This is a genomic window from Streptomyces sp. AC558_RSS880 (genome assembly GCF_019049255.1).
Lineage (GTDB): Bacteria > Actinomycetota > Actinomycetes > Streptomycetales > Streptomycetaceae > Streptomyces.
In genome coordinates this window covers 43,982-61,346 of sequence record NZ_JAGMUJ010000004.1, presented here as the reverse complement: position 1 = coordinate 61,346, position 17,365 = coordinate 43,982, and the positions used below count along the sequence as shown (strand labels likewise).

Annotated in this window: 14 protein-coding genes and 3 tRNA genes; 9 read left to right on the top strand and 8 right to left on the bottom strand. The window is 72.8% G+C overall.

Annotated elements, in window-relative coordinates; genetic code table 11:
* Positions 1-7 precede the first annotated feature (7 nt).
* The 3 genes from KUM38_RS01590 to KUM38_RS01580 all read left to right on the top strand — a co-directional run bounded on the left by KUM38_RS01590 (position 8) and on the right by KUM38_RS01580 (position 3,971).
* Positions 8-1,462, top strand: a complete 1,455-nt coding sequence (locus KUM38_RS01590; protein WP_217127429.1) for an acyl-CoA synthetase — start codon at positions 8-10, stop codon at positions 1,460-1,462.
* Positions 1,455-2,807, top strand: a complete 1,353-nt coding sequence (locus KUM38_RS01585) for a carboxyl transferase domain-containing protein (protein WP_217127428.1) — start codon at positions 1,455-1,457, stop codon at positions 2,805-2,807. The genes KUM38_RS01590 and KUM38_RS01585 overlap by 8 nt, the downstream gene beginning before the upstream one ends.
* A gap of 126 nt (positions 2,808-2,933) precedes the next feature.
* Positions 2,934-3,971: a rod shape-determining protein gene (locus KUM38_RS01580; protein WP_217127427.1), complete on the top strand. Its 1,038-nt coding sequence runs from the start codon at positions 2,934-2,936 to the stop codon at positions 3,969-3,971.
* Positions 3,972-4,062: 91 nt separating this feature from the next.
* Here the strand turns inward: KUM38_RS01580 and KUM38_RS01575 are convergent, their stop codons facing one another.
* A complete protein-coding gene (locus tag KUM38_RS01575; RefSeq protein WP_217127426.1) occupies positions 4,063-5,016 on the bottom strand; it encodes an anti-sigma factor RsbA family regulatory protein in 954 nt (317 codons plus the stop codon).
* On the bottom strand, positions 5,013-5,309 hold the full coding sequence (locus tag KUM38_RS01570) for an STAS domain-containing protein (protein WP_374227028.1): 297 nt from the start codon (positions 5,307-5,309) through the stop codon (positions 5,013-5,015). Before KUM38_RS01570 ends, KUM38_RS01575 begins: the two co-directional genes overlap by 4 nt.
* 256 nt (positions 5,310-5,565) lie before the next feature.
* On the opposite strand from KUM38_RS01570, the gene KUM38_RS01565 reads away from it, so the two are divergent.
* The gene (locus tag KUM38_RS01565) at positions 5,566-6,246 is read left to right on the top strand and encodes an ANTAR domain-containing protein (RefSeq protein WP_217127424.1); all 681 of its coding nucleotides are present in this window, start codon (positions 5,566-5,568) and stop codon (positions 6,244-6,246) included.
* A 64-nt stretch (positions 6,247-6,310) separates the two neighbouring features.
* Positions 6,311-6,469 carry a hypothetical protein gene (locus tag KUM38_RS01560; RefSeq protein ID WP_217127423.1) on the top strand — a complete coding sequence of 53 codons (159 nt, stop codon included), beginning with the start codon at positions 6,311-6,313 and terminating at the stop codon, positions 6,467-6,469.
* 310 nt (positions 6,470-6,779) lie between these two features.
* On the opposite strand, the gene KUM38_RS01555 is transcribed toward KUM38_RS01560, so the two are convergent.
* From KUM38_RS01555 to KUM38_RS01545, 3 genes are all read right to left on the bottom strand, one after another.
* Positions 6,780-6,856, bottom strand: a tRNA-Ile gene (locus tag KUM38_RS01555).
* Positions 6,857-7,033: 177 nt separating this feature from the next.
* A tRNA-Asn gene (locus tag KUM38_RS01550) sits at positions 7,034-7,106 on the bottom strand.
* A gap of 5 nt (positions 7,107-7,111) precedes the next feature.
* Positions 7,112-7,184 (bottom strand) — tRNA-Asn (locus tag KUM38_RS01545).
* 169 nt (positions 7,185-7,353) lie between these two features.
* On the opposite strand from KUM38_RS01545, the gene KUM38_RS01540 reads away from it, so the two are divergent.
* The 4 genes from KUM38_RS01540 (at position 7,354) to KUM38_RS01525 (ending at position 12,953) form a co-directional block, all read left to right on the top strand.
* Complete coding sequence (locus tag KUM38_RS01540) at positions 7,354-7,659, top strand: YtxH domain-containing protein (protein WP_217127422.1); 306 nt, start codon at positions 7,354-7,356, stop codon at positions 7,657-7,659.
* A 60-nt stretch (positions 7,660-7,719) separates the two neighbouring features.
* Entirely contained in the window at positions 7,720-9,174 is a 1,455-nt protein-coding gene (locus tag KUM38_RS01535) for an FGGY family carbohydrate kinase (RefSeq protein ID WP_217127421.1), read from the top strand.
* A gap of 117 nt (positions 9,175-9,291) precedes the next feature.
* A complete protein-coding gene (locus KUM38_RS01530) occupies positions 9,292-11,025 on the top strand; it encodes an ABC transporter ATP-binding protein (protein WP_217127420.1) in 1,734 nt (577 codons plus the stop codon).
* Positions 11,025-12,953, top strand: a complete 1,929-nt coding sequence (locus KUM38_RS01525) for an ABC transporter ATP-binding protein (protein ID WP_217127419.1) — start codon at positions 11,025-11,027, stop codon at positions 12,951-12,953. Before KUM38_RS01530 ends, KUM38_RS01525 begins: the two co-directional genes overlap by 1 nt.
* Positions 12,954-12,996: 43 nt before the next feature.
* Here KUM38_RS01525 and KUM38_RS01520 read toward each other — a convergent pair whose 3' ends face one another.
* From KUM38_RS01520 to dnaG, 3 genes are all read right to left on the bottom strand, one after another.
* Positions 12,997-13,731 (bottom strand): hypothetical protein, encoded by a 735-nt coding sequence (locus KUM38_RS01520; protein ID WP_217127418.1) that lies wholly within the window; start codon positions 13,729-13,731, stop codon positions 12,997-12,999.
* Positions 13,732-13,906: 175 nt separating this feature from the next.
* Positions 13,907-15,154, bottom strand: a complete 1,248-nt coding sequence (locus KUM38_RS01515) for an RNA polymerase sigma factor (RefSeq protein ID WP_217127417.1) — start codon at positions 15,152-15,154, stop codon at positions 13,907-13,909.
* Positions 15,155-15,260: 106 nt separating this feature from the next.
* Positions 15,261-17,189 (bottom strand): DNA primase, encoded by a 1,929-nt coding sequence (dnaG, locus tag KUM38_RS01510; protein ID WP_217127416.1) that lies wholly within the window; start codon positions 17,187-17,189, stop codon positions 15,261-15,263.
* Positions 17,190-17,365 lie beyond the last annotated feature (176 nt).

Below are 17,365 nucleotides of genomic sequence, written 5' to 3'. Positions count from 1 at the left end.
ACGACGCGTGTCCTCTCTCTTCCCGGCCCTGACCGACGGCCCGGCCGACCGGCCCGCCCTGCGCTTCGGCGAGCGCTCACTGACGTACGGGGAACTCGCCGCGGCGGCCGGGGCGGTGGCCGGGGGCCTGACGGAGGCGCGCCGGGTCGCCGTATGGGCCACACCGGCGCTGGAGACCGCGGTCTCGGTCACCGCGGCACTGCTCGCCGGGGTGACCGTGGTGCCGCTCAACCCGAAGTCGGGAGGGAAGGAACTCGGCCACATCCTGACCGACAGCGCCCCGGACCTGGTGCTCACCGCGCCCGGCGAGGACCTCCCCGCCCCCCTGGACGGCCTGCCCCGGCTCGACGTCGACCCGTCCCTGAGGGCCCCGGGCGCCCTCCCCGACGACCGTGCCCGGAACGCGGAGGACCCCGCGCTGATCGTCTACACCTCCGGCACCACCGGCCCGCCCAAGGGCGCCGTCGTCCCGCGCCGCGCGATCGCCGCCACCCTGGACGCCCTCGCCGACGCCTGGCGGTGGACCGGCGAGGACGTGCTGGTGCACGGGCTGCCGCTGTTCCACGTGCACGGCCTCGTCCTCGGCATCCTCGGCCCGCTGCGCCGCGGCGGCTCCGTGCGCCACCTGGGCAGGTTCACCGGCGAGGGCGTGACGCGCGAACTGAACGACGGCGCGACCATGCTGTTCGGCGTGCCGACGATGTACCACCGCCTCGCGGAGGCGCTGCCCGACGGGCCGGAGTTGGCCAAGGCGCTGGCCGGGGCGCGGCTGCTGGTGTCGGGCTCCGCCGCGCTGCCCGTGCACGACCACGAGCGGATCACGGCGGCGACCGGACGCCGGGTCATCGAGCGGTACGGCATGACGGAGACGCTGATGAACACCAGCGTCCGCGCGGACGGCGAGGCCCGCCCCGGCACGGTGGGCGTACCGCTGCCGGGGGTGGAGCTGCGGCTGGTGGAGGAGGACGGGTCGCCGATCGCGTCGTACGACGGGGAGACGGTCGGCGAGATCCAGGTGCGCGGGCCGAACCTGTTCACGGAGTACCTGAACCGGCCGGACGCGACGGCCGCCGCGTTCACCGCCGACGGTTGGTTCCGCACCGGGGACATGGCGGTGCGCGACCCCGACGGTTATGTCCGCATCGTCGGCCGCAAGGCCACCGACCTGATCAAGAGCGGCGGTTACAAGATCGGCGCGGGTGAGATCGAGAACGCCCTGCTGGAGCACCCGGGGGTGCGGGAGGCCGCGGTCACCGGGGAGCCGGACGCCGATCTGGGCGAGCGGATCGTGGCGTGGGTGGTGCCGGCCGATCCTCAGTCCCCGCCCGGTCTGGAGGAGCTGGCCGGTCATGTCGCCGGGCGCCTCGCCCCGCACAAGCGCCCGCGCGTGGTCCGCCACCTCGACTCCCTTCCGCGCAACGACATGGGGAAGATCATGAAGCGGGCGCTGCGGCATGGCTGACCGGCTGTCCGCCCGGGAGGCCGTCGCCCTCGTCGCGGACGACTTCACCGAACTTCCGTATTCCGCGGGGGAATCGGCCCCGGACGGCCCGCTCGGCTGGCCCGGTTACGGTGCCGCCCGCGCCCGTGCCGCCGAGCGCACCGGCGAGCAGGAGTCCGTGGTCTGCGGCACCGCGAGCGTCGAGGGCACCCGGGCGGTCGTCGTCGCGTTCGAGTTCGGCTTCCTCGGCGGCTCGCTCGGCGAGCGCACCGGCGACCGGCTGGTGGCGGCGTACGACCACGCCCGCGCGCACCGGCTGCCGGTGGTGCCGCTGGTCGCCACCGGGGGCAGCCGGATGCAGGAGGGCATGCTCGCCCTCACCCAGCTCCAGCGGGTGGCCCGCGCGTCGGCGCTCACGCGGGAGGCCGGGCTGCCGCAGATCGCGGTGGTGCGGGACCCGACGACCGGCGGTGGGTGGGCCACCCTGGGCGCGGGCGCCGACGTCGTCCTCGCCCTGCCCGGCGCGCAGGTCGGTTTCGCCGGTTCACGGGTGCGGCCCGCGGACGCGGACCCGGCGGCGTACACGGCCGAGGCGCAGGTGGCGGCGGGGGCGGCGGACGCGCTGGTACGGCCGGAGGAACTGCGGGGGACGCTGGGCCGCTGGCTGCGGCTGCTGACCCGTCCCTCCACCGCACCGGTGCCGCCGCCGCTGCCGCTGGGCGCGACGGACCTCCCGGCCACCGGCTGGGACGCCGTCCGCCGCGCCCGTTCACCCGAACGCCCGCGCGCCACCGCGTACCTGGACGCCTGCCTCACTTCCCGCGTCACCCTCAGCGGCGACCGTTGCGGCGGCACGGACCCGGACGGCATGCTGTGCGGCTTCGGTGAGCAGGAGGGCCGTACGGTCGCCTACGCGGCGCAGACCGGGGCCGCCACCCGTCCCGCCGGGTACCGCACCGCCGCCCGGCTGGTCCGGCTCGCGGACCGGCTCGGCATCCCGGTGCTGACGCTGGTGGACACGCCGGGCGCGGCGAACGACGCGGAGGCGGAGCGGCAGGGCGCGGGGGCCGCCATCGCCGACCTGTTCGGCGCCGTGGCCGCCGCCCGTACGCCGGTCACCACGCTGGTCGTCGGCGAGGGCGGCTCCGGCGGCGCGCTGGCGCTCGCGGCCCCCGGCAACACCTGGGCCACCCCCGACAGCTACTTCTCGGTGATCGCCCCGGAACTCGCGGCGGCCATCCTCAAACGGCCCCCGGAGGAGGTGGAGGAAACGGCGGACCGGCTCCGTGTCCGCCCGCAGGACCTGGTGGAGCTGGGAGTGGTCCGGGGGGTCGTGGGACCGGCGGACCGCACCCCCCGCGCCTGAGGGACCCCGTTCGGCGGCCCCCCACCCGGCCCCCCAGGAAAGGCGCCCGCCCCCGCCTGCCGCGCACGATGCCTGAGAGGTCCGCCGCCCGGCGGGCCACTGGGCGCGCACTCGGGAGGAACCGCCGTGACCGCCAGTCTGGAGCAGCTGCGCCGCTGCCACTTCGCCGTCGACCTGGGGGCGGCCCGCACCCGGGTGTACGTCAAGGGCGCCGGACTCGTCATCGACCAGCCGTCCACCGCCGCCGTGAACACCCGCACCGGAGCGCTGATGGCGGTCGGTGAGCTCGCGGAGAAGATGACGGGCCGTACGCCGGACTACATCCGCGTCGTACGTCCCGTCTCCGGCGGCACGGTCGTCGACATCGAGATGGCCCAGCGCATGCTGCGGCAGTTGATCGGCGACAAGATGCGCCGCACCCTGCGCCGCAGGCCCCGGCTGCGGGCCGCCGCCTGTGTCCCGCACGACGCCGATCCGCTCGCCCAGCGCGCCGCGATCGAGACCCTGGTCGGTCTCGGCGCCCGCCGGGTGGAGCTGGTCGACACGCTCCTCGCCGCCGCCGTCGGCTGCGGTCTGCCGGTGGAGCAGCCCGAGGCCACCATGATCATGGTGTGCGGTGCGGCGGCCACGCAGGTGGCCGTGCTCTCCCTCGGGGCGATCGTGGCGGCGGAACGCGTCCCCGTCGGCGGGGAGGCCGTGGACAACGCGATCGTGCAGCTCCTGCGCTACCAGCACGAGCTGGTGCTGCCGAGCCAGTCCGTACGGCCCCTGCAGCTCGCCCTGCACGACAACGGGCTCACCTCGCAGGGCCCGGAGTCGACGGAGATCCACGGACGGGACGTGGCCACCGGTCTGGCCCGTTGTGTGCGGGTCGACACGGCCGCCGTGCGGCAGGCCATCCAGACGCCGCTCACCGCCGTCCTCGACGGCATCGGCAGGACGCTGCGGGAGTGCCCGCCGGATCTGGTCGCCGACCTGGTCGACCGGGGGATCATGATGGTCGGCGGGAGCGCCCTGCTGCCGGGCCTGGACCAGATGCTGCGTCGGGCGACGGGCATGCCGGTGCACATCGCCGAGCGGCCGGAGCTCTGCGCCGTACAGGGGCTGGGCGAGATGCTGGAGGGCAGGATCGCACCGATCGTGCTGGACCCGCTGCGGGCCTGAACCGGGCGGGCGTCAGCGGGCGGGCGTCAGCGGGGGACCGGTACTCCCTCGCCCCGGCGGGCACCCGCGGGCGCGGGCGGCCGGGCGGGCGTCAGCGGGGGAACCAGCACCTGATCGTCGTGCCCTCGTCCCCGGTGTGCACGCGCACCAGGTCGGCGATCAGATGGACCATCAGCAGGCCGCGCCCGCCGCGCTGGTCGCGCGAGGCGGGGCGGCGCCCCGCGAGGGGGTCGGTCATCCGGCCCCGGTCGCGCACCTCGCACAGCACGTGGCCGTCCTCGGCCCAGATCCGCAGCACCCCCGAACCGCCGCCGTGGACCACGCTGTTCGTGGTCAGCTCGGCCGTGGCGAGGGCCAGGTCCCCCAGGGTGACGCCGGTGAGGCCGAGCCGCCGTCCCTCCTCGGAGGCGGCGTGCCGGGCCGGGGTCAGCGACTCGGCGACGAACGGGAAGGTCATCGCGTCCGTCACGAGCGGCAGCGGCTCGTTGTAGCGGGCGACGACCGCGTCGGGGGCGTACGCCTCGCTGTCCCGCGCCGGGCGGGACCCGGCGGGGATGACGGTGGGGTGGGTGGCGTGGGCGTCGGCGAGGACGTGCGCGGGCAGGCGCACGGCGTCGTAGGGGCACAGGATCGTCACCGTGCGGCCCTGGAAGGCGGCGTTGATCAGTGCCTCGTGCTGGACGCAGGCGGGGTACTCGGCCGCGGAGCGGCCGGCCCAGACGGGCTCGCCGATGATCCGCACCCGCTGCCCGGCCGGGTGGGTGTCGGCGAAGGCGCGCAGCACGCCGGGGATGATCCGGCCGGGGTTGCGTCCGGCCTCGCGCATGTCGAGGAGGCGGACGGTGTCCGCGTCCTCGCCGAGCGCGTCCCGGATCATCCGCAGCCGGTCGCCGGGCACGGCGACCGCCACGGGCTCGCCCGCCGCGAGTCCCTCGCGCACGAAGGGGACGGTGCCCTCCAGGTACTCCTGGTCGTCCCGGTAGAAGAGGGCGGGGTGGACGAAGGGACCGGCGGGGGTTTCCAGGGGTTCGGCCGCGGCGCTCATGACATCGACACCTCGATCGTCGGCAGGCCGGGCCAGAACATCTCCAGCACCCGGCGCAGGGCGGGCGGCGGACGGCGCACCACGAACCGGCGGCCGTCCCCGAGGCGCCCGGCCGCCGCCGCGAGCGCTCCGGCGCCCGCGACGTCGACGAACGTCACCTCGGACAGTTCCAGGTAGTACACGGCCTCACCCTCGCGCACCGCCTGCTCCAGCACGCGCTCCCAGATCGTATGCGTGGCCAGGCCGATCTCCCCGGCCGCGCGGACACCGCGGCCGCCCTCCAGTGGGCGCACCGTCAGGCACGGCGCCGGAGTCCCGGGCCCGTACGGCGTCCGGTGGTGATCGCCCAACACCCGTCTCCCCCCGCTCCCGGACCTGCAGGTACCCCGTCGGTTCCCCGCCACTCCCCCGGCACGGTGTGTAGGACGCCGCAGGGTGGGCAGGCGCACCCCCAGCGCAACCGGGACCGTGCGCAGCCTACCGCTCCCGGTGCCGGCCGGACCTCACCCGAACGCCCCGACCCCCCACGAGGACCGACAAGGCGGTGACATGACCTCCATGGCATCCCTCCCTCTTCCCGGAAGGCCGGACACCTTGGTCATAGGCGGTCACACGGACGCGGACCGGGTGCTGCTCACCCCGCGCGGCGAACTGGTCCGCGGGTGCGCCCGGATCCTGGCGGAGAAGCTGGCGCGGCTGCCCGCCGGCACGGCCCGCGTCGACGTGGACATGAGCGGCGTGCACTTCATGGACACGGCGGGACTGGAGTTCCTGGAGGTGCTGCGCGACCACGGCCGGCGGCGGTCGGTGCCGGTCACGGCCACCCGCTGGAACGACCAGCCGCGCCGCATCCTGGAACTCGCCGGCCTCGACACCACGGACCCGCTGCGCTCCCCGGCCCCGGAGGGCGCGCCGTCGCCGACCGTCTCGGCGGTGGCGCTGGAGCGGGAGGAGCGGCTGCACCTGCTCGAGGAGGAGGTCGAGCAGCTGCGCCGGGCGATCGTCTCCCGTCCGGTGATCGACCAGGCCCGCGGCATCCTGATGGCCACGTACGGCTGCACCTCGGACGAGGCCTGGCACATCCTGCGGGAGGCGTCCCAGCTGTCCAACACCAAGCTCCGCGCGGTCGCGGAGGCGCTCACCGCCGGAGCGGAGGCGGAGGGCGCTCCCCCGCCCGAGGAGGTCCGCTCCGCCCTGTCCCGGGCCCTGGCCCGCCGCTCGTCACGATGACACCGGCCCGCGCGGGGTACCCGGCGACGGACGACCACCGGCCCCGTGATCGGGAGGCAGCATCATGAGCGAGCTGAGCGAACACACTCCGTCCCAGGCCGAGGGCGACCGGGACGACGACGAGTGGACCACCCCCGAGGTACCGCACTCGACCCCGTCCCAGGCGGAGGGCGAACGCGACCCGGCGGACGCGCCGACGGCCGGCGACGGGACCGCCGAGTAGCAGCACGGCCGGCGCCCGTCACCGGAGCCGGTCCGCCGGTCCTGTTCCGGGGCGGCGGTCCCTGCGAGGAACGCCGACAGCATGAGACCGTCACCGAACAGGTCCGGTGTGGCGAACGGGCCGGTGAGTCCGGCCCGTTGTCATGGTGGGCACATCCACCGCTTCATCCCGCTCCCGCGGGGTGGCGCCGCCGGACCGTACGGCCGGCTGCGGGGAGCCCCTGCCACGCCGCACCCGCCGGCGGGACGGAGCCCGGCCGGCTTCCTCCGGTGGGGGCCGCCGCCCGTGAGGGCTCGTCCCGCGTAGGTGATGGTGGGGCGGGTGGGACTCGAACCCACGGCCGACGGATTATGAGTCCGCTGCTCTAACCGGCTGAGCTACCGCCCCATAACGGCGTGTCGCGTACATGTGTGCGCGCCGTCTGCCGCAGCATAGCCGCTCATACGATCTCCTGCTTCGGATGGTCGGCTGCGTACGGTCTTCGTGACCATGGAGACTTCACCGAGCCCCGCACGGTTCCCCCGGACATGAAAAAGGACCCCTGCGGGGTCCTCGTTCAGCATGCTCCCCCGACTGGACTCGAACCAGTAACCTGCCGGTTAACAGCCGGCTGCTCTGCCAATTGAGCTACGGAGGACCGAGCTCCCCCGACTGGACTCGAACCAGTAACCTGCCGGTTAACAGCCGGCTGCTCTGCCAATTGAGCTACGGAGGAATGCCTCGTCGCATCGAACGCATCCGCCTGGGTATTCGCCAGGGGGCGCGCGCTCGCTGCGACACATACATTAGCGCAAGCAGGGGGGTGCTCCGCCAATCGGTACTCCCCGGCGCCGTCGCCGCACCGGAAACCTACGCAGACTGGAACAACGGGAAGGGTGGCCGACATGCGTTACCGGCTCACGTTCGTCGCCGGAGTCGTCCTGGGTTACGTGCTGGGCACGAAAGCCGGACGCGAGCGCTACGAACAGATGAAGAGGTCCGCGCAGCAGTTCACGCAGAACCCCGCCGTCCGCAACACCGCGGAGAGCGCGGCGCAGCAGGGCCGCGAGTTCGCGGACAAGGCGTACCACGCGGTCAGCGACAAGGTCGGCGACCGCATGCCCGACTCGGTCGCCCAGCGGGTCCGCACGCTGCGCGAGCGCACCGCCCACGGCCCGGCCGAGGACGACTGGGGCACCAGCAACACGTAACGGCGGAACCTGTGAGCGCCCACGCCCCACCCACCCCTCCTCATACGGCAAAATCGCCGTATGGGGATAGTCGCCGGACTGGACAGCGCGCCAGACTTCACTCGCATCGTCGTCTGTGACACGGACACCGGAGCCGTGCTCAGGCAGGGATACGCCCAGCATCCGGTACAGAGCGCCGACGGCGGTGGCCGTCCCTCCGACGTCGACCCGCAGGCCTGGCTGCTGTCCCTGGGCGAGGCCGCGGGCGGTGGCCTGCTGGAGGGCGTGCAGGCCATCGGCGTCTCCGCGCAGGCGAACGCGCTGGTGCCGCTGGACGCGCAGGGCAACACCGTGCGGCCGGCGATGACCGGCGGCGACAAGCGGGCGCAGGTCGCGGCGGCGGACCTCATCGACGCGTTCGGCGGGCGCGAGGCGTGGGCGCAGGCCGTGGGCTGTGTGCCGGGGGCCGCGCAGCCGGTGACCAAGCTGCGCTGGATGGCCCGCAGCGAACCGGAGAACGCGGCGCGTACCGCCGTACTGCTGCAGGCGCACGACTGGCTGGTGTGGCAGCTCCTCGGCCGGCCGGTGCGGCGCACCACCGACCGGGGCGGGGCCTCCGGCACCGGGTACTGGGCGGCGGCCACCGGCGGCTACCGGCCCGATCTGGTGGAACTGGCGCTCGGGCACCAGGCGATGCTGCCCGAGGTGATCGGCCCGGCGGAGGCGGCCGGTACGACACCGGAGGGGCTGCTGATCTCCGCCGGTACGGGCGAGACGATGGCGGCGGCGTTCGGGCTCGGCATCGGGCTGGGCGACGCGGTGGTGTCGCTGGGCGCGTCCGGGTCCGTGATGGCCGTGCACCCCGAGGCGCTCGTCGACCAGTACGGGATGATCACCTCGCTGGCGGACGCGACCGGCATGCACCTGCCCGTCGTCACCACCCTGAACGCCGTGCGCGCCCTGCGCGGGACCGCCGAGCTGCTCGGGGTGCCCGACCTGGAGAGCCTGTCCGACCTGGCGATGAAGTCGACGCCGGGGTCGCACGGGCTGGTGCTGCTGCCGTACCTGGAGGGTGAGCGCACCCCGAACCTGCCGCACACCGCGGGGACGCTGGCCGGGCTGCGGCGCGAGTCGATGAAGCCGGAGCACCTGGCGCGGGCCGCGTTCGAGGGGATGCTGTGCGGGCTCGGGGACGCGCTGGACGTGCTGCGCGGCCGGGGCGTGGAGGTGCGGCGGGTCTTCCTGCTGGGTCCGGCCGCGGAGTTGCCAGCCGTGCAGTCGGCGGCGCCCGCGCTGTTCGGGGCGCAGGTGGTGGTGCCGCAGCCCGCGGACTACGCGGCGATCGGCGCGGCCCGGCAGGCGGCGTGGGCGCTCGGGGCGTCGCAGGGCACCCTCGATCCGCGCACCCCGCCCGTCTGGCAGGGCCCGGTGGCGCAGGTGCTGGATCCCGGGGAGGACCTGGCGGTGGGGCAGGCGGTGCGCCAGCAGTACGTGTCGGTGCGCGAGCAGACGCATCCGGGGGCGTTCCACCTGTAGCCCGGGCCGGTGCGTCAAGCCGGTGGATTAATTCGGTTGAGGTAACGCGGGTGGAGTGTTCGACGATAGGGGCCACGGGCAACCAACGCCCCCGCCGACCACTCCGAGAGACTCAGCGTGCTCATACGACTCCTGCGGACCCATCTCCGGCCCTACAAGAGACCCATCGCCCTGCTGGTGCTGCTGCAGTTCCTGCAGACCTGCGCCTCGCTCTACCTGCCCACGCTCAACGCGGACATCATCGACAGCGGTGTCGTCGAGGGTGACACCGGTTACATCCTGAGCTACGGCGCCCTGATGATCGCCGTCTCGCTGGTTCAGGTCGTCTGCAACATCGGTGCCGTGTACTACGGCGCCCGGACCGCGTCGGCGCTGGGACGGGACGTGCGCGCCGCCGTGTTCGACCGGGTGCAGTCGTTCTCCGCGCGTGAGGTGGGCCACTTCGGCGCGCCCTCGCTGATCACCCGTACGACGAACGACGTCCAGCAGGTGCAGATGCTGGTCCTGATGACGTTCACCCTGATGGTGTCGGCGCCCATCATGTGTGTGGGCGGCATCGTGATGGCGCTCGGCCTGGACGTCCCGCTGTCCGGGGTGCTGGTCGCGGTGGTGCCGGTGCTGGGCCTCTGCGTGACGCTGATCGTACGGCGGCTGCGTCCGCTGTTCCGGACCATGCAGGAGCGGCTCGACACGGTGAACCGGGTGCTGCGCGAGCAGATCACCGGCAACCGGGTGATCCGCGCCTTCGTACGGGACGCGTACGAGCAGGGGCGGTTCCGGACGTCCAACACCGAACTGACCGATGTCTCGCTGCGCACGGGCAATCTGCTCGCGCTGATGTTCCCGGTGGTCATGACGGTGGTGAACCTGTCGTCGATCGCGGTGGTGTGGTTCGGCGCGCACCGCATCGACGACGGCGGGATGCAGATCGGCGACCTGACCGCGTTCCTCGCCTATCTGATGCAGATCGTCATGTCCGTGATGATGGCCACGTTCATGTTCATGATGGTGCCGCGCGCCGAGGTGTGCGCCGAGCGCATCCACGAGGTGCTGGACACGTCGTCGAGCGTGGTGCCGCCCGTCGCGCCCGTCACCGAGCTGCGCCGGCACGGACATCTGGAGATCCGGGGCGCGGGCTTCCGCTACCCGGGCGCCGAGGAGCCGGTACTGAAGGCCGTCGACCTGGTGGCGCGGCCCGGTGAGGTCACGGCCGTGATCGGTTCCACCGGCAGCGGCAAGTCCACGCTGCTCGGTCTGGTCCCCCGGCTGTTCGACGCGACCGACGGGGAGGTGCTGGTGGACGGCGTGCCCGTGGCGGACGTCGAGCCGCAGCTGCTCGCGAGGACGGTCGGACTGGTGCCGCAGAGGCCGTACCTCTTCGCGGGCACGGTGGCGACGAACCTGCGCTACGGCAATCCGGACGCCACGGACGAGGAGCTGTGGCACGCGCTGGAGGTGGCGCAGGGCAAGGACTTCGTGGAGCGTCTTGAGGGCGGCCTCGACGCGCCGATCGCGCAGGGCGGGACGAACGTCTCCGGCGGTCAGCGCCAGCGGCTCGCGATCGCCCGGACGCTGGTGCAGCGCCCGGAGATCTACCTCTTCGACGACTCCTTCTCCGCGCTCGACTACGCCACCGACGCGGCCCTGCGGGCGGCTCTCGCACGGGAGACGGCCGAGGCGACCGTGGTGATCGTCGCCCAGCGGGTGGCGACCATCCGGGACGCCGACCGGATCGTGGTCCTGGACGAGGGCCGGGTCGTCGGCACCGGCCGGCACCACGAACTGATGGCGGACAACGAGACCTACCGGGAGATCGTGCTCTCCCAGCTGACGGAAGCGGAGGCTGCCTGATGGCGGGGCCCGGAGGACGGATGATGGCCGGGGGCGGCCCCGACCAGCGGACGATCGACTTCAAGGGGTCGAGCACACGGCTGATCGCCCGGTTCAAGCCCGAACGCCTCACGATCCACGGGCTGCTGGCCTGCGTCGTCCTGAGCGTCGGCCTCAGCGTGATCGGGCCGAAGATCCTCGGCGAGGCGACCGACCTGGTCTTCTCCGGCATCGTCGGACGCGAGATGCCGGAGGGCGCCACCAAGGAACAGGTGCTCGACTCGATGCGGGAGCGCGGCGAGGGCGATGTCGCCGACATGCTCCGCAGCACCGACTTCACCCCCGGCGAGGGCATCGACTTCACGGCGGTCGGCAACGTCCTGCTGTTCGCGCTGGCGGTGTTCGGGGCCGCCGGACTGCTGATGGCGGTCGCGACCCGGCTGGTGAACCGGGCGGTCAACCGCACCATGTTCCGGATGCGCGAGGACGTGCAGACGAAGCTGTCGCGGCTGCCGCTGTCGTACTTCGACAAGCGGCAGCGCGGTGAGGTGCTCAGCCGCGCCACCAACGACATCGACAACATCGGGCAGACGCTCCAGCAGTCGATGGGACAGCTGATCAACTCGCTGCTCACCATCATCGGCGTGCTCGCGATGATGTTCTACGTCTCCTGGATCCTCGCGCTGGTCGCGCTGGTGACGGTGCCGCTGTCGTTCGTGGTCGCCACGCGCGTCGGCAAGCGGTCGCAGCCGCACTTCGTGCAGCAGTGGCGCTCGACCGGCACCCTCAACGCGCACATCGAGGAGATGTACACCGGGCACACCCTGGTGAAGGTGTTCGGGCGGCAGGAGGAGTCGGCGAGGAAGTTCGCCGAGGAGAACGACGCACTGTACGAGGCCGGGTTCAAGGCGCAGTTCAACAGCGGCGTCATGCAGCCGCTGATGTTCTTCGTCTCGAACATCAACTACGTGCTGGTGGCGGTCGTCGGCGGCCTGCGGGTCGCGTCGGGCACGCTGTCCATCGGTGACGTGCAGGCGTTCATCCAGTACTCACGGCAGTTCTCCATGCCGCTGACGCAGGTCGCCTCGATGGCGAACCTGGTGCAGTCGGGTGTCGCCTCAGCGGAGCGGGTCTTCGAACTGCTCGACGCCGAGGAGCAGGAGGCGGACGCCTCACCGGCCGAGAAGCCCGAGCGGTTGCGCGGACGGGTGGCGCTGGAGCACGTGTCGTTCCGGTACGACCCCGAGAAGCCGCTGATCGAGGACCTGTCGCTGACGGTCGAGCCGGGTCACACGGTGGCCATCGTCGGCCCGACGGGCGCCGGCAAGACGACTCTGGTGAACCTGCTGATGCGGTTCTACGAGGTGTCCGGCGGGCGGATCACGCTCGACGGGGTGGACATCGCCCGGATGTCCCGGGACGAACTGCGCGCCGGGATCGGCATGGTGCTGCAGGACACCTGGCTGTTCGGCGGCACCATCGCGGAGAACATCGCCTACGGTGCGGCGCGCGAGGTCACCCGGGAGGAGATCGAGGAGGCGGCTCGGGCGGCGCACGCCGACCGGTTCGTCCGGACGCTGCCCGACGGGTACGACACGGTGATCGACGACGAGGGCAGCGGGGTCAGCGCCGGTGAGAAGCAGCTCATCACGATCGCCCGGGCGTTCCTGTCGGACCCGGTGATCCTCGTCCTGGACGAGGCGACGAGCTCCGTGGACACGCGTACGGAGGTGCTGATCCAGAAGGCGATGGCGCAACTGGCGCACGGGCGGACGTCGTTCGTGATCGCGCACCGGTTGTCCACGATCCGGGACGCGGACACGATCCTGGTGATGGAGAACGGCGCGATCGTCGAACAGGGCGCGCACGAGAAGCTGCTGGCGGCGGACGGGGCGTACGCCCGCCTGTACAAGGCGCAGTTCGCCCAGGCGGTGGCGGAGGTCGACTGACGCGCGCGTCCCGGGCCGGTCCGGGGACGCGCGCGTCCCCGGATCAGCCCGTGCCCGCTGCCTCCGTCAGCTTCTTCAGCTGGGCGGTGATCACCTCGTCCGGGGCCTCGCCCGCCTTCTTGTTCGCGACCGGGCTCTTCCAGCTGAAGACGGCGACGTGGGGGCCGCTGCGCACCACCTGGCACCAGTGCGCCGTGCCGGACAGCTCCCGCTGGTAGGCGACCGCCTCGTCGCCCGGGCCGGGGTCGGGGTCGGCGAGGGCGGTGACGGTCGGGTTCAGGCCCATGTCGTCCTCGTACCCGGTGCAGCCCTTCGCCGCCTCGCGGACGCGGGTGAGGAGTTCCTCGGCGTCGGCCGCCTTGGCGTAGGCGTACAGCGCGATCTCGGTTTCCTGGATGTCCGTCTTCGGGTGGACGGAGCGGGCCGCCGCCGCGGCCGGTGCCGGTTCGGGTGAGCGCAGTCGGATGTCCTCGATGGGCTGGCAGGCCGCCGGGTCGGCCGGTTTGCCCTTGGTGCCGAGGACGGTGCCCTGCTTGAAGACGGTGAAGGTGTAGTCGGGCAGGTCCGCCTCGGCGACCGCCGCGCTCTCCAGACCGGCCGCGTCCAGCGGGCCGCCGCCCGCCTTCCCCTCCGAGGTCCCCTTCCGCGAGCTCTCGGCCGCGGCATCGCTGCCGCCGTCCGTGGACTCCTCGTCGCCGCCTCCGCAGCCGGCCAGCAGGGCCGCTGCCGCCAGCATCGCCACGGCCGCCGGAACCCGCCGCAGTCCGTCCACTCGCATGCTCACTCCTCAGACACCTGTGCCCGGCACGTCGGTACCGAGGTCACATCCAGGGAGACGGTGGCAGAACACAACGGGTGCGGCGTCAGTGAAAAGACGTATAACCCCTACGCATGCGGCCAGTTGAAGGGCGGGGGCCGTTCCGTCGAGGCGTCGCGGCAGCCGCGCGGCGCAGTCAGTCCAGGTAGCCGCGCAGCTGGTCGGCGAAGGCGTGGTCGCGGAGCTTGTTCAGCGTCTTGGACTCGATCTGCCGTATCCGCTCGCGGGTCACGCCGAAGAGGCGGCCTATCTCCTCCAGCGTGCGCGGACGCCCGTCGACGAGGCCGTAGCGGAGCTGGACGACCTTGCGCTCGCGTTCACCGAGGGTGGAGAGGACCGCCTCCAGGTGCTCCTTGAGCAGCAGGAACGCGGCCGACTCGACCGGGCTCGCGGCGTCGCCGTCCTCGATGAGGTCGCCGAGCGCCACGTCCTCCTCCTCGCCCACCGGCGCGTGCAGCGACACCGGTTCCTGCGCGAGCCGCAGCACCTCGCCGACCCGCTCGGGCGGCAGGTCCAGCTGCGCGGCGACCTCGTCCGGCGTCGGCTCGTACCCACGCTCCTGCAGCATCCGCCGCTGCACCCGCACCACCCGGTTGATGAGCTCCACCACGTGCACGGGCACGCGAATGGTCCGGGCCTGGTCGGCCAGCGCCCGGGACATGGCCTGCCGGATCCACCACGTGGCGTATGTCGAGAACTTGTACCCCCGCGCGTAGTCGAACTTCTCCACCGCCCGGATCAGCCCGAGGTTCCCCTCCTGGACCAGGTCGAGCATGGTCAGCCCGCGGCCCACGTACCGTTTGGCGACGGACACGACGAGCCGCAGGTTCGCCTCGATCAGCCGCCGCTTGGCCATCCGGCCCATGACGACGAGCCGGTCCAGGTCGACGGCGAGCCGGCTGTCCAGATCGGGGGTGAGCCGCAGCTTCTCCTCGGCGAACAGCCCCGCCTCGACACGGCGGGCGAGCTCGACCTCCTCGGCGGCGGTCAGCAGCGGGATGCGGCCGATCTCGCGCAGATACTGGCGGAACAGGTCCGAGGAGGGGCCGCCGGTCTCGGTCCGGACCGGCGCGGGCGGTTCGGCGGGTTCGGCCGGTTCCAGAGCCTCGGCCGGGGGTTCGGCCGGCTCGGGCGGGGTCTCGGGGTGGTGCGCGGCGCGGCTCTGCGCGGGCATGGCGGCGAGAACGCCGGCGTCGGGCTGGGTGAGGGTCTGGGTCTGCACGGGGGCGACCTCCAGGATGATCGCTGCCGGGGGGTGGGGCAGCGGTACTTCGGGGACGGAATCGGCGGCCTCGCCGCTGTCCGTCCCGTACGCGATGAGCGGACCCGCGGATGTCCGGGACCCGTCGGTGACGGATCGGCCGCGCTCCGAGGACTCAGGCACCGGGTCCAGTGTGGGGTACGACACATCGTCCCCACGAGGGGCGTGCGATGACTTTTTGCGTCCGGTCGGTGACCGGCCGATTACCCGGGCCCGCCCCCGGCCGCCCTCACAGCGCGGCCGCGCCGTGCTCCCGCAGGGCCTGGTCGTACTGCTGGAGGACCCACAACTCGTTCTGCACGGCGGCCAGTTCACTCGGGTCGCCGTGGGTGCTGAGCCGGGTGAGGCGGCTGGCGACATCACTGATGCGGCGCTCGACCGCACGGCGCCGGACGGTGACCAGCTGGGCGCCCGCGTAGGTCTCGTCGACCTCCTTGACGCCCCGGTGCAGCATGATCGCCTCGACGGCGAGTTCGGTGACCATGGCGCGGACGGTGTCGTCGGGGGCCGCCTCGCGGACCCGGATCAGGTACTCCTGCGGGTCCTGGGTGCCGTACTCCGCGCCGCCCGCGTCCAGGATCGCCTGGCGTACGGCCGCGTAGGGCGGGGCGGTGAACTCGTCGACGCCGTACGCGTCGAAGGCCGGGGAGACCAGCTCCGGGCGCTGGAGGGCGAGCTTGAGCAGTTCGCGTTCGGTGGCGAAGACCGGGTTGCGGAGGTTGAGGGCGGGGCCGCGCGGGGCGGCCTGGGCGGTGGCGTACTGCTGGGGACCGCCGCCGCCCCCGCGCTGCCGGTGGTCCGGCGCCGGGCCCTTGCCGCCGCGTTCGCGGGCCCAGCGGGCGAGCTGGGCGACCCGCTTGACGACGAACTGGGTGTCGAGGATGCCGAGCATCCCGGCGAGCTGGACGGCGACCTCGTGCTGGGCGCCGCTGTTCTTGATGCGGGCGACGATCGGGGCGGCCTCGTCGAGGGCGGCGGCGCGGCCGGCCGGGGTGTCGAGGTCGTAGCGGCGGACGATCTGGCGGAGGGCGAACTCGAAGAGCGGGGTGCGGGGTTCGGCCAGGTCGGCGACGGCCTCGTCGCCCTTGGCGAGGCGCAGGTCGCAGGGGTCCATGCCGTCGGGGGCGATGGCGATGTAGGTCTCGGCGGCGAACTTCTGGTCGTCCTCGAAGGCGCGCAGGGCCGCCTTCTGGCCGGCCGCGTCGCCGTCGAAGGTGAAGATCACGCGCGCGCTGCCGTTGTCCATGAGCAGCCGGCGCAGGATCTTGATGTGGTCGCCGCCGAAGGCGGTGCCGCAGGTGGCGATGGCGGTCGTGACGCCCGCGAGGTGGCAGGCCATGACGTCGGTGTAGCCCTCGACGACGACCGCGCGGGACGCCTTCGCGATGTCCTTCTTCGCCAGGTCGATGCCGTAGAGGACCTGGGACTTCTTGTAGATCGCCGTCTCGGGGGTGTTGAGGTACTTGGGGCCGGTGTCCGCCTCGTAGAGCTTGCGGGCGCCGAAGCCGACGACGTCCCCGCCGATGTCGCGGATGGGCCACATCAGCCGGCCGCGGAAGCGGTCGATGGGGCCGCGGCGGCCCTCCTGGGAGAGGCCGGAGAGGATCAGCTCCTTGTCGCTGAAGCCCTTGCCGCGCAGGAAGCGGGTGAGGTGGTCCCAGCCCTGCGGGCTGTAGCCGACGCCGAAGTGGACGGCGGCGGCCTGGTCGAAGCCGCGGTCGGCGAGGAAGATCCGGCCGGTGTCCGCCTCGGGGGAGGTCGCGAGCTGTTCCGCGTACCACTCGGCGGCGATCTTGTGGGCCTCGACCAGGCGGATGCGCTCGCCGCGCTGGTGGGTGGGGTTGTACCCGCCCTCCTCGTAGCGCAGGGTGATGCCGGCCTGTCCGGCGAGGCGCTCGACCGCCTCCGAGAAGGAGAGGTGGTCGATCTTCATCACGAACGTGATGGTGTCGCCGCCCTCCTGGCAGCCGAAGCAGTGGAAGAGTCCCTTGCTCGGGCTGACCTGGAAGGACGGCGACTTCTCGTCGTGGAAGGGGCAGAGTCCCTTGAGGTTCCCGCCGCCCGCGTTGCGCAGCTGGAGGTACTCGGAGACGACGGCGTCGATCGGGACCGCGTCCCGAACCGCCTTCACGTCCTCGTCATTGATCCGTCCAGCCACGCGTAGATTCTACGGGTGCGCCAGGACGTCTCCGGGGCGTGGAGCGCCCCGGAAGGGACGCGGAGCTGTGACATGGGCGGCTCCGCCACGTGGGCGCGACCGGCCACGACGGCGCCGCGGCCGCGACGGACGGAGGGATCTCCGAGGAGGTCCCCGGTGTCGTACGCGGTCTTCGG